This is a genomic window from Tunturiibacter gelidiferens, from assembly GCF_013410115.1.
In the GTDB taxonomy this organism is placed as follows: Bacteria; Acidobacteriota; Terriglobia; order Terriglobales; family Acidobacteriaceae; genus Edaphobacter; species Edaphobacter gelidiferens.
Genome location: NZ_JACCCV010000001.1, coordinates 2370997 through 2386178, shown reverse-complemented (window position 1 = coordinate 2386178; position 15182 = coordinate 2370997). Strand labels below are relative to the sequence as shown.

15 protein-coding genes are annotated in these 15182 nt (G+C 57.4%); 9 read left to right on the top strand and 6 right to left on the bottom strand.

What is annotated here, in order from left to right:
- Positions 1 to 2: 2 nt before the first annotated feature.
- From HDF12_RS10195 to galE, 3 genes are all read right to left on the bottom strand, one after another.
- Positions 3 to 1343 carry an amidohydrolase gene (locus tag HDF12_RS10195; protein ID WP_179582607.1) on the bottom strand — a complete coding sequence of 447 codons (1341 nt, stop codon included), beginning with the start codon at positions 1341 to 1343 and terminating at the stop codon, positions 3 to 5.
- Between the two features lie 260 nt (positions 1344 to 1603).
- A complete protein-coding gene (locus HDF12_RS10190; protein ID WP_179582605.1) occupies positions 1604 to 2191 on the bottom strand; it encodes a DUF421 domain-containing protein in 588 nt (195 codons plus the stop codon).
- A gap of 81 nt (positions 2192 to 2272) precedes the next feature.
- Positions 2273 to 3244: a UDP-glucose 4-epimerase GalE gene (galE, locus tag HDF12_RS10185; protein WP_179582603.1), complete on the bottom strand. Its 972-nt coding sequence runs from the start codon at positions 3242 to 3244 to the stop codon at positions 2273 to 2275.
- 376 nt (positions 3245 to 3620) lie between these two features.
- Between galE and HDF12_RS10180 the strand changes: the two genes are divergently transcribed.
- From HDF12_RS10180 to HDF12_RS10165, 4 genes are all read left to right on the top strand, one after another.
- On the top strand, positions 3621 to 4718 hold the full coding sequence (locus HDF12_RS10180; RefSeq protein WP_179582601.1) for an energy transducer TonB: 1098 nt from the start codon (positions 3621 to 3623) through the stop codon (positions 4716 to 4718).
- A 91-nt stretch (positions 4719 to 4809) separates the two neighbouring features.
- Positions 4810 to 6684: a hypothetical protein gene (locus HDF12_RS10175; RefSeq protein WP_179582599.1), complete on the top strand. Its 1875-nt coding sequence runs from the start codon at positions 4810 to 4812 to the stop codon at positions 6682 to 6684.
- 114 nt (positions 6685 to 6798) lie between these two features.
- Positions 6799 to 7341 (top strand): outer membrane beta-barrel protein, encoded by a 543-nt coding sequence (locus HDF12_RS10170; RefSeq protein ID WP_179582597.1) that lies wholly within the window; start codon positions 6799 to 6801, stop codon positions 7339 to 7341.
- Between the two features lie 102 nt (positions 7342 to 7443).
- Positions 7444 to 7971 carry an outer membrane beta-barrel protein gene (locus tag HDF12_RS10165; RefSeq protein ID WP_179582595.1) on the top strand — a complete coding sequence of 176 codons (528 nt, stop codon included), beginning with the start codon at positions 7444 to 7446 and terminating at the stop codon, positions 7969 to 7971.
- Between the two features lie 84 nt (positions 7972 to 8055).
- Here the strand turns inward: HDF12_RS10165 and HDF12_RS10160 are convergent, their stop codons facing one another.
- The 3 genes from HDF12_RS10160 to HDF12_RS10150 form a co-directional block, all read right to left on the bottom strand.
- Complete coding sequence (locus tag HDF12_RS10160; protein ID WP_257025474.1) at positions 8056 to 8691, bottom strand: porin family protein; 636 nt, start codon at positions 8689 to 8691, stop codon at positions 8056 to 8058.
- A 167-nt stretch (positions 8692 to 8858) separates the two neighbouring features.
- On the bottom strand, positions 8859 to 9326 hold the full coding sequence (locus HDF12_RS10155) for a Spy/CpxP family protein refolding chaperone (RefSeq protein ID WP_179582593.1): 468 nt from the start codon (positions 9324 to 9326) through the stop codon (positions 8859 to 8861).
- Between the two features lie 116 nt (positions 9327 to 9442).
- Entirely contained in the window at positions 9443 to 10366 is a 924-nt protein-coding gene (locus HDF12_RS10150) for a LysR family transcriptional regulator (RefSeq protein WP_179582591.1), read from the bottom strand.
- A gap of 120 nt (positions 10367 to 10486) precedes the next feature.
- Here HDF12_RS10150 and HDF12_RS10145 point away from each other — a divergent pair, with 120 nt between their 5' ends.
- From HDF12_RS10145 to leuC, 5 genes are read left to right on the top strand one after another with little or no spacing between them, the layout of a single operon-like run.
- The gene (locus tag HDF12_RS10145) at positions 10487 to 11662 is read left to right on the top strand and encodes a 2-isopropylmalate synthase (RefSeq protein ID WP_179582589.1); all 1176 of its coding nucleotides are present in this window, start codon (positions 10487 to 10489) and stop codon (positions 11660 to 11662) included.
- A gap of 23 nt (positions 11663 to 11685) precedes the next feature.
- Positions 11686 to 12795: a 3-isopropylmalate dehydrogenase gene (gene leuB, locus HDF12_RS10140; RefSeq protein WP_179582587.1), complete on the top strand. Its 1110-nt coding sequence runs from the start codon at positions 11686 to 11688 to the stop codon at positions 12793 to 12795.
- A gap of 5 nt (positions 12796 to 12800) precedes the next feature.
- Positions 12801 to 12983: a hypothetical protein gene (locus HDF12_RS10135; protein WP_179582585.1), complete on the top strand. Its 183-nt coding sequence runs from the start codon at positions 12801 to 12803 to the stop codon at positions 12981 to 12983.
- Between the two features lie 11 nt (positions 12984 to 12994).
- Entirely contained in the window at positions 12995 to 13702 is a 708-nt protein-coding gene (locus tag HDF12_RS10130; RefSeq protein ID WP_257025468.1) for a hypothetical protein, read from the top strand.
- Positions 13699 to 15135 carry a 3-isopropylmalate dehydratase large subunit gene (gene leuC / locus HDF12_RS10125; RefSeq protein WP_179582581.1) on the top strand — a complete coding sequence of 479 codons (1437 nt, stop codon included), beginning with the start codon at positions 13699 to 13701 and terminating at the stop codon, positions 15133 to 15135. The genes HDF12_RS10130 and leuC overlap by 4 nt, the downstream gene beginning before the upstream one ends.
- The last annotated feature ends 47 nt before the right edge of the window (positions 15136 to 15182 follow it).

Genomic DNA, 15182 nt, shown 5'->3' with positions numbered 1-15182 from the left:
TTTTATTGCAGCAGCGCGACCGCAGCGTCAGTCATCGCTGCCACACCAGTACGGAGGGTCGGCTCAGGCAGCGGAGCAAAGAAGGGAGAGTGAGGTGAAGGCAGTGCCACACCAGTGCGTTCGCTCTCGGCCACCTTCGCCGAATCATAGGCGCCGAGCCAGAAGATGACCGCTGGAATCTTGTGATCGAGGCTGAATATCCCGAAGTCCTCGCTGCCCATAATTGGCTTTCTCTCGATCACGTTTTCGGCACCAAGCTTCGCAACAAATATCTTCTGGAGTCGTGCCGCAAGCGCCGGATCGTTCACCGTAGCCGGAGTCGACTCGCCCTCAAGCACCGTTACGATTGGCGTCCTGTCGTCAGGTACCCCGCCTGCGATGGCGATCCCCTTGGCTGTGCGTCGGACACCCTCGATGATCGTCTGCCGTACAGCCTCGCTGTAGCAGCGGGTCGTCAGCTCCAACTTCACTTCGTCTGGAATGATGTTGCGCTTTGTGCCACCGTGAATGTCCCCTACGGTCACCACTGCCGGCTGATCGGGAGGGATCGACCGACTTACGATCGTCTGTGCCGCCACAACAAACTCGCTCGCCATTACGATCGGATCTTTGCCTGCTTCAGGAGCCGCACCGTGGCTTCCGACACCGCGCATCACCACATCGATCGAGGTAGAACTGGCCAGGGCCGGTCCCGACACAACTGAGACCTTGCCTGCCGCAAAGTTCGCATCATGGAGTGCAATCGCCAGATCCGGCTGACCGAAGCGCTCATACAGATGATCGGCCAACATCGCCTTTGCCCCATCGATGGTCTCTTCACTCGGCTGTCCGATCAGCATCAGCCTCCCGTGCCATTGACTCTTCAAAGCCGCCATATTCCGCGCTACGCCGATCATCGTGGTGATATGAATGTCGTGGCCGCAGGCATGCATGACACCGACATCCTGTCCTGCAGGATTCTTCGATCGAACCGAGCTTGCGTAAGGCAGCGATGTCTTCTCCGTCACAGGGAGAGCATCAAGATCCGTCCTGACCAGTAGTGTAGGACCCGCGCCATTCTTGAGAATCGCGACCACACCATACGCCTGCGAGCCGTCAGGATACTTTCCTACGCGCTCTGTGACGGTGTAGCCCACCTTGCGCAGCTCGCTTGCCAGCAAGGCTGAGGTCGCCGCCTCATGATGAGACAGTTCAGGTGCAGCGTGAATACTTTTGTAGGTCATCAAAAGATCCGGGAGTTGCTTCTCGACCATCGCCGGGACTTCCTGCGCGTTTGAGGTCGCTGCCGTACCAACTGCCGCCGCAGTGATCCCGTATGCCGCTATTCGCCGCCATCTCTGCATCACACTCTCCCAGGTTGTCGATCGTTTGTTTGTACTGAACTGTAAATGCTGGCCGCTGTAGACTCCAGTTATCGTGAATTTTTACTGGCCATCGTTGATCGGCTTCTTTCTTGGCTTCGCTTTCGGGGTGGGTTGTGCGCTGGCGGTGATGTACTCGATTTACTTGGGAGGATACCGGGCCGCCGTACGCGACTCCCAACTTCCAGTCCCACCGGAACGCTACACGAAAGCGCTTGAAAAGAACTCAGCAAACTCCTAACTCAAATCGGCAACGCCCCCCGCGCCGCAAGTTCGGTACGCATCTGCTTAACCTCGACATGCAGCTCCTCGATCGCCTTTCTCAACTCCGCCCGCTGCGCGTCGTCACTCATCGATTTAATCCCTTCGAGGTAGAAGTTTCCGTTCGGCTCAAGAACGCACTTCTCTACCTCGCTGAAGTCGTTGAATCCCTGCTTGTGAAGCACGGATCGCAGTTCAAGCTCAGTCAGCGCTTCACGTTTCGCCTCGTCCCAATCGACTACCCCGTGACGAATCAAGACCGACGCGGAACCCTCGAAGGCTTTGTTCAGCCTTGGCATGTTGAATAGAAGTCTCGAGAGCAGCCAATTGATAGTCAGCAACGAAAATGCGCCGATCACGCCGCCGGAAACCGAGTTGTCGTCACCGATCATCGCGTTTTGCACGGTGTTTGAGAGACTAAGCAGCACCACTAGATCGAACGGGTTCAGCTGCGCCAGCTCCCGCTTGCCGAATAATCGCAGAAACCCAATAAGAAAAAGGTAGACGATGACTGGTCGGAGAATCTTCTCCAGCAGCGGCAGATGCATATGAAACATGCTCTCGATCAAGATGCTCTCCTTCTAACCCCCTGCAACATCAGAGACAGAACGGAGGCGTGCCACGCCCACGCCCTCCAATTCCAAACATTGTTACGCATATCGTTTCTGATGCCACTCCCAGGCGCTGGCCATAATTTGATCAAGCTCCGCGAACCTCGGTACCCACCCCAACTCGGCTTTGATCTTCGCGGAACCTGCCACAAGGACCGCAGGATCGCCAGGCCGACGATCACACTCCTCGACAGCAATGGGCCTTCCCGTAACGCGACGGGCCGACTCGATGACTTCAAGAACGCTGAATCCCTGTCCATTGCCAATGTTGTAGATCAGCCGGCTCTTCGCGTCGCTGAGCGCTTGAAGAGCCAGAAGGTGGGCCTCGGCGAGATCACGTACATGGATGTAATCCCGAATGCAGGTTCCATCCTGGGTGGGGTAATCACGGCCAAAGATTTTAATATTCGCCCGCCTCCCTAGCGCCACATCGAGAATCAGCGGAATGAGGTGCGACTCCGGTTCATGCGCCTCCCCGTACCCTTCAATGGCTCCAGCGACGTTGAAGTAGCGCAGACTCGCATACTTGAACCCATGGATGAGGTTCATCCACCGAAGCATATGTTCTACAAGCAACTTACTCTCCCCATACGGGTTGGTTGGCTGCAATCTTGCGTCCTCGAGAATCGGTGTCTTCTCCGGCTCCCCGTAGCACGCGGCAGTTGAACTGAAGACCAACCGATCATGCCCAGTAGCCAGCATCGCCTCCAGGAGGGTCAAGGTTGCTGCCGTGTTGTTTCTGAAATAAATCTCCGGGCGTTTCATGCTTTCGCCCGCTTCGATCAGCGCAGCGAAGTTCATCACACCATCGAAACGGCCTTCGCGAAGGGTTTTTTCGATCAAAGGCCGATCCGCTATATCACCCTCGATAAACGTGGTGTTTTCAGCGACTGCCGAACGCTTGCTGTGGCAAAGGTTATCGAACACCGTGATGGCATGGCCTTGAGCCAGCAGAATCCGCGCCACCGTGCCGCCGATATAGCCCGCTCCGCCCGTTATCAGAATCCTCATGAATTGTCTCCCCGTACCCTTCTTGGATACCACAAAAGTGCCAGTGTCAATCACTTACGCTTACGGCACTATACTTGCAGTAAGAGAAGAGCAGAGCCCCGGCCCTGAAAAAAAAGACACCTCTCCAAAGCACGGCGCCTGCTACAACCTTTTTCTTTGTCGTTTGCGTCTCTTAAGTCGGGCCGACGCAGCGTTCCAACCTCCCCTTGGTGATATTGAAATTTTGCATTGAGTCAAAGACCACAGGTTCGAATCACCCTATGGCGCTCCGGCATAGCACCTCGGAGTTATTCCTCCTTCGCACCGGTTCTGTTTCCATGACAGTACTGGTGTAACTCTCCCGTCCTCGACACGAGGCACTTCAAGGACTTTTTTTATGGCAAAGCCGCTTCGCAGTGATGATCCCACACCGCAGAATATGCAGTTCGCACACTTCGGCGTCCTGAACGACGGCAACCAGAGCAAGTCCTCGCTCTTCACTTCCATTGCTCTCAACGTCATCCTCGCGCTGTGCGCTATCATCATCGGCGCCGCCGCGAAGAAGACGATCGACACGCGTCACAAGCTCACCGAGTTGACCGAGCCGATTCCGATGAAGAAGCCCGATGAGCCGCCGCCGATCAAGATCAAGCCGCCAAAACTCCCGCCTACGCCGGTAGTCAAGGTCGAGCCACCAAAAATCAAGCTGCCCGATGTGAAGTTGCCCGACGTTCCGAAGCCACCTGAGATTAAGATGGCGCAGCCAATGCCGGTCGTTCTTCCCGCGCCTCCTAAGCTGGTTCAGCCTCCGCCGGCTCCTAAGGTCGTCAGCCTCGCCCAGGCCCAGCCCGCTGCGTTGATCAACAACTCTCCTCATCCAACTGCTGTTGCACTTGGTTCGCAGACCAACCCCATAGCACCCTCGAATCGTCCTTCGACCACTGCTATCAACCTTGGCAACAAGGGAATGTCCGGCATGCCGGCTTCAAATAACGGCATGGGAGCACAATCAACCGTTGTCAATCTTGGTTCCGGTTCAGCCGGCAGTCAGAACATGCACGGCAGAGATAACGCCTCGGCTGGCGTTGTTGGCGTCAAGCTTGGAGTCACTGGTGGCACCGGACCGATGAATGCTCCAGGCCGCTCAGCCGGTGTCGTCAACCTCGGCCAAAACACTCCTCCACCGATGCCCAAGCCCGGCGGCCCAACTGCCCCAACAGCTAAGACTGCACCCAAGGTTCTCTTCAAACCCAAGCCAGAGTACACCGCTGAGGCGCGCAGCCTTCATATCGAAGGCGTCGTCTCCGTTAGGCTCCGCGTCTCTTCTTCTGGTGCTGTCCAGGTTCTGGGCGTCACCAGCGATCTCGGCCACGGCCTTGGCGACTCTGCCATCCACGCCGTACAGGCCACTCGCTTTCAACCTGCCACCGACGCATCGGGTCACCCGATCGATTGGGAAGGTGTTGTCAATGTAGCTTTCCAGCTCGCTGGATAAGAAACAATTTTTGTTCCGTTGTCGCAGCACTGAAATAGCATCTAGTCCATACTCAGGATGACCCCAGGGGTCACCGTAGGAGCCGTAAATCATGATTCTCGGGAAACAGTCTACCGCCGGTCTGCTGCTGGCACTTCTAGTCGCAACCACTCTCCCCGCTGGAGCAGGCATCCTACATCCTGGCAAAAAGAAGAAGATGGATGAGGACCTCTCCACAACGCGAAAGCCTACCGCTGCGCAGAACGCGCTGATCGATAAGGCGATTGCCCGTGAAAAGGTGATCGTCAAAACGGTCAAAGAGCGGGCTCCTCTCGTGGAGACTTACATCCAGACGATGAAGCCCGATCCCCTTCTGGGTCAGGTTCCCGAATCTGATGAACACTTCCTCAGCCGCGTCGACTTCAAAAGCGTCATCGGCGACAACTCTTATGCGGTGAACAAAGAGACCTCAAAGGGCACCAGCAACGATGGGAAGCTTGGCTTCTTCAAGCACTCCGTCTCTTTCGTCGGTGGCCTCGGCAACAGCCTGCACCTGAACTTCCACGAGTCCGGCTTTGTACAGATGCTGCTGATGGACTCCAACAGCTTCGATCGTCAGCACTATACCTTCGGCTACGTACGCAACGACTTCCTCGGCAACACTCCCACGGCGGTCTTTGACGTGACGCCGATTGAAGGCAAGAAATCGTTTGGTCGCTTCTTCGGACGCATCTGGATCGAGGCGCGAAGCGGAAACGTTGTTCGCTTCAACGGCGACTTCGCAGGAACCCAGGAGGATCAGAAGGAGTTCTATCACTTTGACAGCTGGCGGACCAACGTCCAGCCCGATCTCTGGCTCCCCACCTCCTTTTACGTTGAAGAGAGCGATCCGAAGAGCGTCTCCCGCACTCTCAAGTTCAAAGCCATTAACCACATCTGGGGCTATGTGCTGAAGGTTCCTCCACCCGAGAGCGAAAACACCTCGATGGACGTCGTCGGAGCAACCGACGTCAGCAACGATGCACAGGACGTCAGCCCTCTCGGAGCTCAGCGTGCATGGGTCCAGCAGGCAGAGGACAACATCGTTGAGCGCCTCTTCCAGGCAGGCTTGCTCGATGCACCAAGCGAGTTCGACAAAACTCTTGAAGCGCTCGCTGGCAACATTCTGGCGTACAACAACATCACACTCTCAAGACCGATACGCTGCCGCACACTGCTGACCGAACCGCTGGAGTCCCTCGCAATCGGCAATACCATCGTTATCTCGAAGAGCTTGCTGGATACGACGGGTGTTGTCACTCAGGACGGCGCACAGCAGATGGGCAACCTCAACGCGATCCTGGCTTTCCAGATTGCACACATCATTCTTGCTCACCGTCTCGACACCAAGTACGCCTTCAACGACCGTCTGCTCTTTCCCTCTACAACGGTCTTCAACCGCATCCCCATGCACCACACCGACGCCGACAACGCGGCAGCAGCTAAAAAAGCTATGGAATTGCTCAACGCGAAAGAGTTGGAAGGCGGACAGCAGTACTTCAGCCTTTACCTCCAGCAACTGCAGCAGCGAGTTAAGAATTTGAAGGCACTCAATGAGCCGATGATTGGTGACGGTCTCGTCAAGAGCGACACAGATCCGACATTCTGGATGCAGGCCATCACCACAAAGGGCCCCAAGCTGGACATGAAGGACCTGAAGCAACAGGCAGCCATGCCATTGGCCAGCTTCCTCCGCTTCGACCCGTGGACCGACCAGGTATTTGTCCTGCACTCGGCCTTCGAGCCTTTACTCACAGCAGCCGACAAGATGCCCTTTGAAGTTGAACCGGTTTATTTGAAACTTAGCTACTACAAGGCCCCCGCAGAACCTGCAGCCGCTCCAGCCGCCACGCAACCGGCGACCGCTGCGCCTGCCGACAACACAGCAGCACCAGCCGCAGCAGCACCGGCTGCCACTCCCCCACCGACCAACGCACAACAAAACTAAACCTGAGAGCGTGGATGGATCTGGGTCGTTGAGACCATCCACGCTTTTACTGTCTCGGGCACTCCCTTTGACACAACCTATGCATCAAATATCTTTTGACAAGGAGGCACACTGTTGAAGCGGCATATTCTTATCGGCTGTTTCGTCTGCGTCCTTAGTCTGACTTACCGGTCGCATGCGCAAGCTGTCCCGACCGCCTCTCGCACCGGCGCAATCCAGATCGGTGGCGGAGCAACCTTCATCAGCCCCGACTATACGCAGCACTATATGAAGGGTATCTCCATCTACGGCAATTACGATATTGGCCAGCACCTCGGAGTCGAGGGGGACTTCCACTACTCCGTCATCACGCCGGCCGACCTCAGCGAAAACTCTTACCTTCTAGGACCACGTTACAAATGGCACCATAAGCGCTTTGAGCCCTACGCCAAAGTGCTGTTCGGTATTGGTCGCTTCGGATTCCAGTCCGGTAGCTTCCCAGTGCCGACATCCTACACATATTTCCAATTTGCACCTGGCGGCGGACTGGATATACGCGCAACGCGACACATCAACGTCCGGGCCTTCGACGTTGAGTTTCAGAAGTGGCCAGGCTTCGCTCCGAATGGCCTTTCCCCTATCGCCTACACAATAGGTGTTGCTTATACCTTGCGTTAGTCAACGAATATGTCTCATGATGAAGATGTTGCTTCACCGCAATGTCCTGTCGTTGCGCTGTCAAGCCTGCGATGAGGAATATTCTGTTCGACAGGAGTGCACGTGCTGACAAAGGTTGTTGTTTTTCTGGGCCTGCTGGGGGCCGCATCCACACTAAGCGCGCAGGCCACTCCTACGGCGACTCGCGCAGGGGATCTCAAGATCGGCGGCGGCTTCTCCACAGCTGACTCCGACTACGGAAATAGATTTAATGGTGGCGCAGCATACTTCGACTTCGACTTTCTCCCCCACATCGGAATAACGGGGGAGTTTCATTTCGTCAAGGATCAGAACGATCTCTATGAGAAGACATACGAGGTAGGCGGACGCTATTTTCGCGAATATCACCGGTTCGTTCCCTACGGCAAGATCCTCTATGGACGCGGCGTTTTCAACTTCCCTGTCAACCCCGATGGATTTCGGGCGAACCTCGCCTATAACCTTATAGCGGCTGGTATTGGTACCGATTACAAAGTGAAACCTTACCTCTACGTTCGCGCCGACTGGGAATACCAGGAATGGTTTGGCTTCCAGGGATCCAGTCTTACCCCCAACATCCTTACGGTGGGCGCAGCCTATCACTTCCGGTAGAAGCTCGTTAATTCAACGCTGGTCATCCAAAACTTGAAACGCCCCGGCCAACGCCGGGGCGTTTCAAGTTAAAGCTGCCAATCGTTAGAAGTGATATGCAATGCCGATCGAAGGAGTCGAGATGATCTCATAACGATTGGTATTGAAGATATTGCCTGGAAGGCTAAAAGTCGGAGTCTTTACCAGGAATGCCCTGTACTCCGCGCGGATGTCGAAGCTCGGGCTCAGCTCATAGGCCACACCGCCGCCAAAGAGCGCTCCGATGTTCGTATTCCGCTTTGCGTCAAGGTTCGTCGATCCCGCATCCTTGAAGGGCGAGAAGAACATTACACCCGGACCGGCTTCAAGGAACGGATTAAAGTTTTTGAAGTTCAGGTTGAACACATAGGCAGCGCTGACCTCCTGCTGGAGCGTATGTATTCCGCCGTTAGCCTTCCCGAAGACCTGATAATACTGCGTGTTTTGTTGATATCCGTAGTTAACTTCGAGTCCGCTCCGAGGCGTCAACAAATAGCGGTAGCTGGCAACCAGTCCCATAGTCGTGCTTGTGTTTTTCTGCACGCTGTTTCCGGTAATCTGTGGGGCAAACGCAGCGCTGGCGCTTACGCTCACGTCCTGCCGGCTCTCCTGCGCATAACCGGCTGCCGCAGATAACATCAGCGCGCCAAACAACAACATCGTTTTCTTCATTCTTCGCTGGATCCCTTCGAATTCGCCCATAACTTCCTACGCTGTCCCGCAGGCAACGCGTTTCAAAAGTTATAGGACGCCGTAATCACTGTTTTTCATTGTAACCGCACCGCTGCCCGAAGGAGTACTTACCGACGCAAGAAGGCCGGAGGATGTGAATCTCTCCGGCCCCATCTCCATCGTCGGCGGACAACACATTATTGCGGTGGAGGAGGAGGCGGTGCTCCCTGCCCACTCTCACGGCTCTCTCTGCGCTCTCTCATCTGGGCCTGCAAAGCGTCGTACTTCGTCTTCTGATCGTCGGTCAAGACGGCCCGTATCTTGTCCTGCGATGCTTTGTGGATGTCCATCATCTTCGCCCGCTTGTCAGCCTGAGGAGTAGTCGTGTCCTGATGCAAAGCCATCATCTGAGTTCGTGAAGCGTCATCAATCGCCTTCACCTGGGTCACTTGGTCTGGCGTCAGATTAAGCTTCTTAGTCAGGAATTCAATCTGATGCTCCTCCCTTTGACCAGGATTCCGGTGGCCGCCGTTAGGCGGGCCTGCCTGATCCTGCGTTGGCGGCGGAGAAGGGTCTTGTGCCATCGCGGGAAGTGCACTGAGCGCCGTGGTACATAGCGCCAGAAGAGCTGCTTGCAATACTGGTTTGCGAAATAACGTCGTCATCGGATTCTCACTCTCATACTGCATTTTCCGGAAGAGTTTCTCCGGTGGTCAATCTACCGGTACAGACGCTCCTTTTTCGCAAAGGTTCCGGTGTCTCGCAAATTTCACAGCCTCATTTACATTCCCCGTTCGGCCTGAAAGCAGTACGGGTCGCCATTCGCCGCCGCATAGGCTTCCACCACCTTGAGAAAGGCCAGCGCCGCATGCGACAGACTAGCTTGCCTCCGATAAACCAGCCTCAGCTTGCGCTCTATCTGCAACTCCGGCACTTGAACCCGCACTAGCGCTCCGCTCTCAAGCTCGGTACGCACCGTCAGTCCCGGCACCAGAGCCACACCGTTCCCCATCTCGACAAACCGTTTGATCGCCTCCAACGATGGCAACTCCACCCCCATCTGCAGCGGAGTCTTGTGGCGCTTGAATGCCTGAATGACCTTCTGCCGCTGCGGTGACGGAATGTTATGCGCGATGAAGTTTTGCCCTCCCAGCTGCCGGATCGATACCTTCCCGGCCCCAGCCAAGGGATGTCGCGGATTCACTACAAAGGCCAGCTCATCCCGGTACACGACCATTGATTTCACCTGAGTATCGTCAGGACGAAACGACAGCACCCCCAGTTCCACCGAGTGCATCAGCACCTCGTCCGAAATCCGGCTCGCCAGGGTGCGCTGCACCGCCAGCTTGATCCGAGGATTCTGCCGTCGAAACTCGTCAAGCAATGGCAGCAGATAGAGGCATGTGTACTCGTTCGCCGCAAGGTTCAGCCTGCCACGGTGAAGCTCCCGAAGCTCGGTCAACGCCCCCGCCGCTTCATTCCGCAGATTCAGTAACTTAGCGGCATATTCCCGCAAAACCTCCCCTGCATCGGTCAGTGTCCCATCTCTCGAAGAGCGCTCAAACAGAACCTCTCCCAGTTCCCCCTCCAGCTTGGCAATTGCCTGACTCACCGCTGGCTGAGTACGATGGAGCCGTGCTGCTGCTCGCGAAAAGCTACGCTCTTCTGCCACCGCCAGAAATGTCTCCATCTGGACTAAGTCCAAGCCTTACCTCCGTGCGGCAGAGATTTCCAGATCGAATGCCGCAATTAGATTTTCTGATATACCTTCAAGTCATCATAAGCATGCATTATGATAACGTCCAGATCGAAAGTGCCAAATCCTATGTCCTCGCATAACCAAATCGTCTTCTTCGACACCACCCTTCGCGACGGCGAACAGTCTCCCGGTTGCACCATGCACCACGACGAAAAGTTGCGCATGGCCCATCAGCTGGCAAACCTTGGCGTCGACGTCCTCGAGGCCGGTTTTGCTATCGCCAGCCAGGGCGACTCCGACTCGATCCGCATGATCGCCCGCGAGGTTCGCGGCCCGCGCATCGCCTCACTCGCTCGTTGCAAACGCGAGGACATCGAAGCCGCCGCCCGGTCCATCGAGCCTGCCGAGAAGGCTCGCATCCACACCTTCCTGGCCTCCTCCGACCTTCACCTCGAAGCCAAGCTGAAGATCACTCGCGCCGAGGCACTCCATCAAGCCGCCGAGTCCGTCCGTCTCGCCCGCACCTTCGCCGACGACGTCGAGTTCTCCGCCGAAGATGCCACGCGCACCGACCCCGATTTTCTCGTCGAAATCGTTACAGTAGCGGTCCAGGCCGGAGCCACGACCATCAATATTCCCGACACCGTTGGCTACACCACGCCCGACGAGTACGCCGCCACCTTCCGCATGCTTATCGCAAAGGTCCCAGGCATCGACGACGTCATTCTCTCCACCCATTGTCACAATGACCTGGGCATGGCCGTCGCCAACACCTTGGCGGGCATACACGCCGGAGCACGTCAGGCCGAGTGCACCATCAACGGCATCGGAGAGCGCGCCGGCAACGCCGCACTCGAAGAGATCGCCGCAGCTCTCATGGTCCGCCGCGACAAGCTGCCCTACACAAACAACATCAAACTCAATCAGCTCTATCCCACCAGCCAGATGCTCGCCGAATTCATCAGCTTCGGCTGCTCGCCCAACAAAGCCGTCGTAGGTGCCAACGCCTTCGCACACGAATCCGGGATCCACCAGCACGGCATGATGGCCAACCCACTCACCTACGAGATCATGACGCCAGAATCGGTCGGGGTCCCCTCCACCAATATGGTGCTCGGCAAACACAGCGGCCGTCGCCTCCTCGAGCAACGCCTCACCGAACTCGGTCACTCACTCACACGCACTCAGCTTGACGACGTCTACCACCGCTTCACAGAGCTCGCCGATCGCAAAAAATCCATCTACGACCAGGATCTGCTCGGCCTGCTGCAGCCAGACAAGTCAACCGTCATCACGCATTAGACCTAGGCAAAGGAAAGAGCACCATGCGCCTCAAAATTGCAGTTCTCGCCGGCGACGGCATCGGCCCCGAGGTCACCCATCAGGCCACAAACATTCTTCGCGCTGTAGCCGAGCTGGGCGGTCACGAATTCACCTTCGTCGAAGGCCTCATAGGAGGCATAGCGATCACAGAGACCGGTTCGCCGCTACCTACCGCCACCCTCGACGCCGCGCTGGAATGCGATGCCGTCCTCCTCGGCGCCGTTGGCGATAACAAGTTCAACGCTCTCCCGCCGGACAAGCGCCCTGAAGCCGGCCTCCTACAAATCCGCCAGGCTCTCGGTGGCTTCGCAAACCTGCGCCCATCCATCGCCTACACCGCGCTCAGCGAAAGTTCCCCGCTGCGCCCCGAAGTCACCAAAGATGTCGATATCCTCTTCGTGCGCGAACTCCTCGGCGGACTCTACTTCGGAGCCCCACGCTGGTGGGACCACGAGAGTAACGAGGCTATCAACACCATGCGATACACCCGCGACGAAATCGTACGCGTCTCCCGCGTGGCCTTCGAGCTCGCCAGCAATCGTCGCCAGAAGGTAACCTCCGTCGACAAGGCCAACGTCCTCGAGGTGTCGCAACTATGGCGAGCCACCGTCACCGAGGTTGCAAAAGACTATCCCTCCGTCACGCTTGAGCATCAGCTCGTCGACTCTATGGCGATGCACATCATGAACATCCCCCGAAACTTCGACGTCGTACTCACCGAAAATCTCTTCGGCGACATCTTGTCCGACGAAGCCGGAGTCATCACCGGTTCCCTCGGGATGTTGCCGTCGGCCACCATCGGCGGCGCGGTCAATCTCTACGAGCCGGTTCATGGCAGCGCGCCGGACATCGCCGGCACCGGCAAAGCCAATCCTCTTGGCGCAATCCTTACTGCGGCAATGATCCTCCGCCACTCCGCCAATCTTGAGCAGGACGCGCGCGCGGTCGAACTCGCAGTCAACAAAGTTCTCGACGCCGGCTATCGCACCGCCGACATCGCGCGCGGACAGCAGCCCGGGCAAACTCCAGTCAGCACGCAGGAGATGGGTAAGCTCGTTCACCAGGCTCTGGCTGAGTCCATCGACCGCCGCCAGGCCATGCACGCCGTCTAAACAACATGAGTCCGAGATTCAAGACGGCCCTGGCAAACCTCGCAATCACCGCAGCGCTGGTCTATCGCTGGCTGCGGGGAGCACCGCCGATGGTGCTCCTCATCACGGCGATCATCATGTTTCCTCTGGTCAACGGTCTGCTTTGGCTCAGCCAACGGCAGTTCAATCAACCCAGACGCAGTCGCTAAACAAAATGAAGATGCGCCACGCTATCCAACTCGCCGCCACTCTCCTGCTCTTCGCAGCTCCGGCCGCGCGCGCGCAAATCTCTTCGCCGCAAATCAAAAAAGACAAGAAGCAGCCAAAGGAAAACATTGAGTGGCTCTGGCAATACGCCCCTCCACCCGCCGACGGCCGCGAGACACAGTTGGTCCTCGACCAGCGCTTCCGTCCCTTCCTCGAGCAGTACTTCACCGCTCCACAAACCTTCTGGGGCAATCCCAAGACGGGCTACAAGACTCTCGCCGAGACCGCACTCGACTTCATCTCAGTCCCCGACAAGGTGCTCGCCGACAACAACCGGTACCTCTCCATCACCGGCTGCGTCTTCCGCTTCTGTCCTGAGCGCGGTCTGATCTGGGTCGATCTTAACGGCCCTCATCCGCTCATCGTCTTCGCCGCAATTGACTGGATCAAAGACAGCAGGACCCCCGATCAGTCCGGGGCCGAGTACACTCTTTGGGTTTTCCCGAATCACCCCATCGACCCCGACCACATTCCGGCAGCGCTCACCAACAGCGTCGCCCGCTGGACCGCGCATCCGCCGCAGGGCAACACACAGATCCAGCAGATCGCCAACGCCATTCTCGTCGACCCCGACGGTACGCCGCATCAGATCAAACCGGCCGCCATCGGCGCCAACACCTTCACCCTCCCTCCATCAACAGAGCAAAAGGCACAACCATGAGCACACCCCAAACATCACCCAAGACACTCTTCGAAAAAGTCTGGCACCAACATCTCGTCGCTGAGCCCACAGGCGAACCCAGCATCCTCTACATCGACCTGCACCTCGTCCACGAGGTCACCAGTCCGCAGGCCTTCGACGGTCTTCGCATGGCAGGCCGCAAACTCCGCCGCCCAGATCGCACCGTAGCAACCGTCGATCACAACGTCCCCACCAGCAGCATCGAAGACCGACTCCACATCGTCGACCAGATCGCCTCGAAACAAATCGAAGCCCTGCGCAAGAACTGCGCCGACTTCGGCGTCGAACTGTACGATGTCCAGTCGCCCAACCAGGGCATCGTCCACATCATCGGCCCCGAGCTTGGCTTCACCAAACCCGGCATGACCATCGTCTGCGGCGACTCCCACACCAGCACCCACGGCGCCTTCGGCGCCCTTGCCTTCGGCATCGGCACCAGCGAAGTCGAACACGTCATGGCCACGCAAACTCTTCCACAAGACAAGCCAAAAACCTTCCGCATCAACGTCGAAGGCACACTTCCCCTCGGCGTCACCGCCAAGGACATCGTCCTCCACATCATCGGCGAGATCGGCACCGCCGGAGCCACCGGCTACGTCGTCGAGTACGCCGGCTCCGCCATTCGTGCTCTATCGATGGAAGGCCGTATGACCATCTGCAACATGAGCATCGAGGCCGGAGCACGCGCCGGCATGATCGCGCCCGACGCCATAACCTTCGCCTACCTCAAAGGCCGTCGCTTCTCCCCGTCCGGCGCCGCATGGGACGAAGCCGCATCGCACTGGTTTGAACTTGTAACCGACGAAGGAGCAATCTTCGATCGCGAACTCACCCTCAACGCCTCCGACATCACTCCCACCGTCAGTTGGGGCACCTCTCCCGGCATGGTTACCGGCGTCAAAAGCACAGTTCCCCTGGCCGATCCCACCGCCAGCGAAGCCGATCAGAAGGCCTTCGAGCGCGCCCTCGAATACATGGGTCTCCACGCTGGCGAGCCGATCGAAGAGATCAAAATTGATCGCGCCTTCATTGGCTCCTGCACCAACGCACGCATCGAAGATCTTCGGGCAGCAGCCTCGGTCGTTCGCGGTTATCACGTCGCTACCACGGTCCGCGCCATGGTCGTACCGGGCTCGCAGTCCGTCAAAGCGCAGGCAGAAAAAGAAGGTCTCGACAGAGTATTCACTGAGGCTGGCTTCGATTGGCGCGAGCCCGGCTGCAGCATGTGCCTTGGCATGAACCCCGACATCCTCGCACCCGGCGAACGCTGCGCCTCCACCAGCAACCGCAACTTCGAAGGCCGTCAGGGCCGTGGTGGCCGCACTCATCTGGTCAGCCCGCAAATGGCCGCCGCAGCCGCCATCACCGGCCACTTCACCGACATCCGCACCTGGCAGTTCAAGGGTAAATAGTCGAAGGGAGCGTGGGGCTTTAGCCCCACGAAACATCAACCAATAAT

Coding starts and splice junctions, on each gene's coding strand:
- HDF12_RS10195 (WP_179582607.1), bottom strand. CDS start 1,343: ATGCAGAGATGGCGGCGAATAGCGGCATACGGGATCACTGCGGCGGCA.
- galE (WP_179582603.1), bottom strand. CDS start 3,244: ATGAGGATTCTGATAACGGGCGGAGCGGGCTATATCGGCGGCACGGTG.
- HDF12_RS10180 (WP_179582601.1), top strand. CDS start 3,621: ATGGCAAAGCCGCTTCGCAGTGATGATCCCACACCGCAGAATATGCAG.
- HDF12_RS10175 (WP_179582599.1), top strand. CDS start 4,810: ATGATTCTCGGGAAACAGTCTACCGCCGGTCTGCTGCTGGCACTTCTA.
- HDF12_RS10160 (WP_257025474.1), bottom strand. CDS start 8,691: ATGGGCGAATTCGAAGGGATCCAGCGAAGAATGAAGAAAACGATGTTG.
- HDF12_RS10155 (WP_179582593.1), bottom strand. CDS start 9,326: ATGACGACGTTATTTCGCAAACCAGTATTGCAAGCAGCTCTTCTGGCG.
- HDF12_RS10145 (WP_179582589.1), top strand. CDS start 10,487: ATGTCCTCGCATAACCAAATCGTCTTCTTCGACACCACCCTTCGCGAC.
- leuB (WP_179582587.1), top strand. CDS start 11,686: ATGCGCCTCAAAATTGCAGTTCTCGCCGGCGACGGCATCGGCCCCGAG.
- HDF12_RS10135 (WP_179582585.1), top strand. CDS start 12,801: ATGAGTCCGAGATTCAAGACGGCCCTGGCAAACCTCGCAATCACCGCA.
- HDF12_RS10130 (WP_257025468.1), top strand. CDS start 12,995: ATGCGCCACGCTATCCAACTCGCCGCCACTCTCCTGCTCTTCGCAGCT.
- leuC (WP_179582581.1), top strand. CDS start 13,699: ATGAGCACACCCCAAACATCACCCAAGACACTCTTCGAAAAAGTCTGG.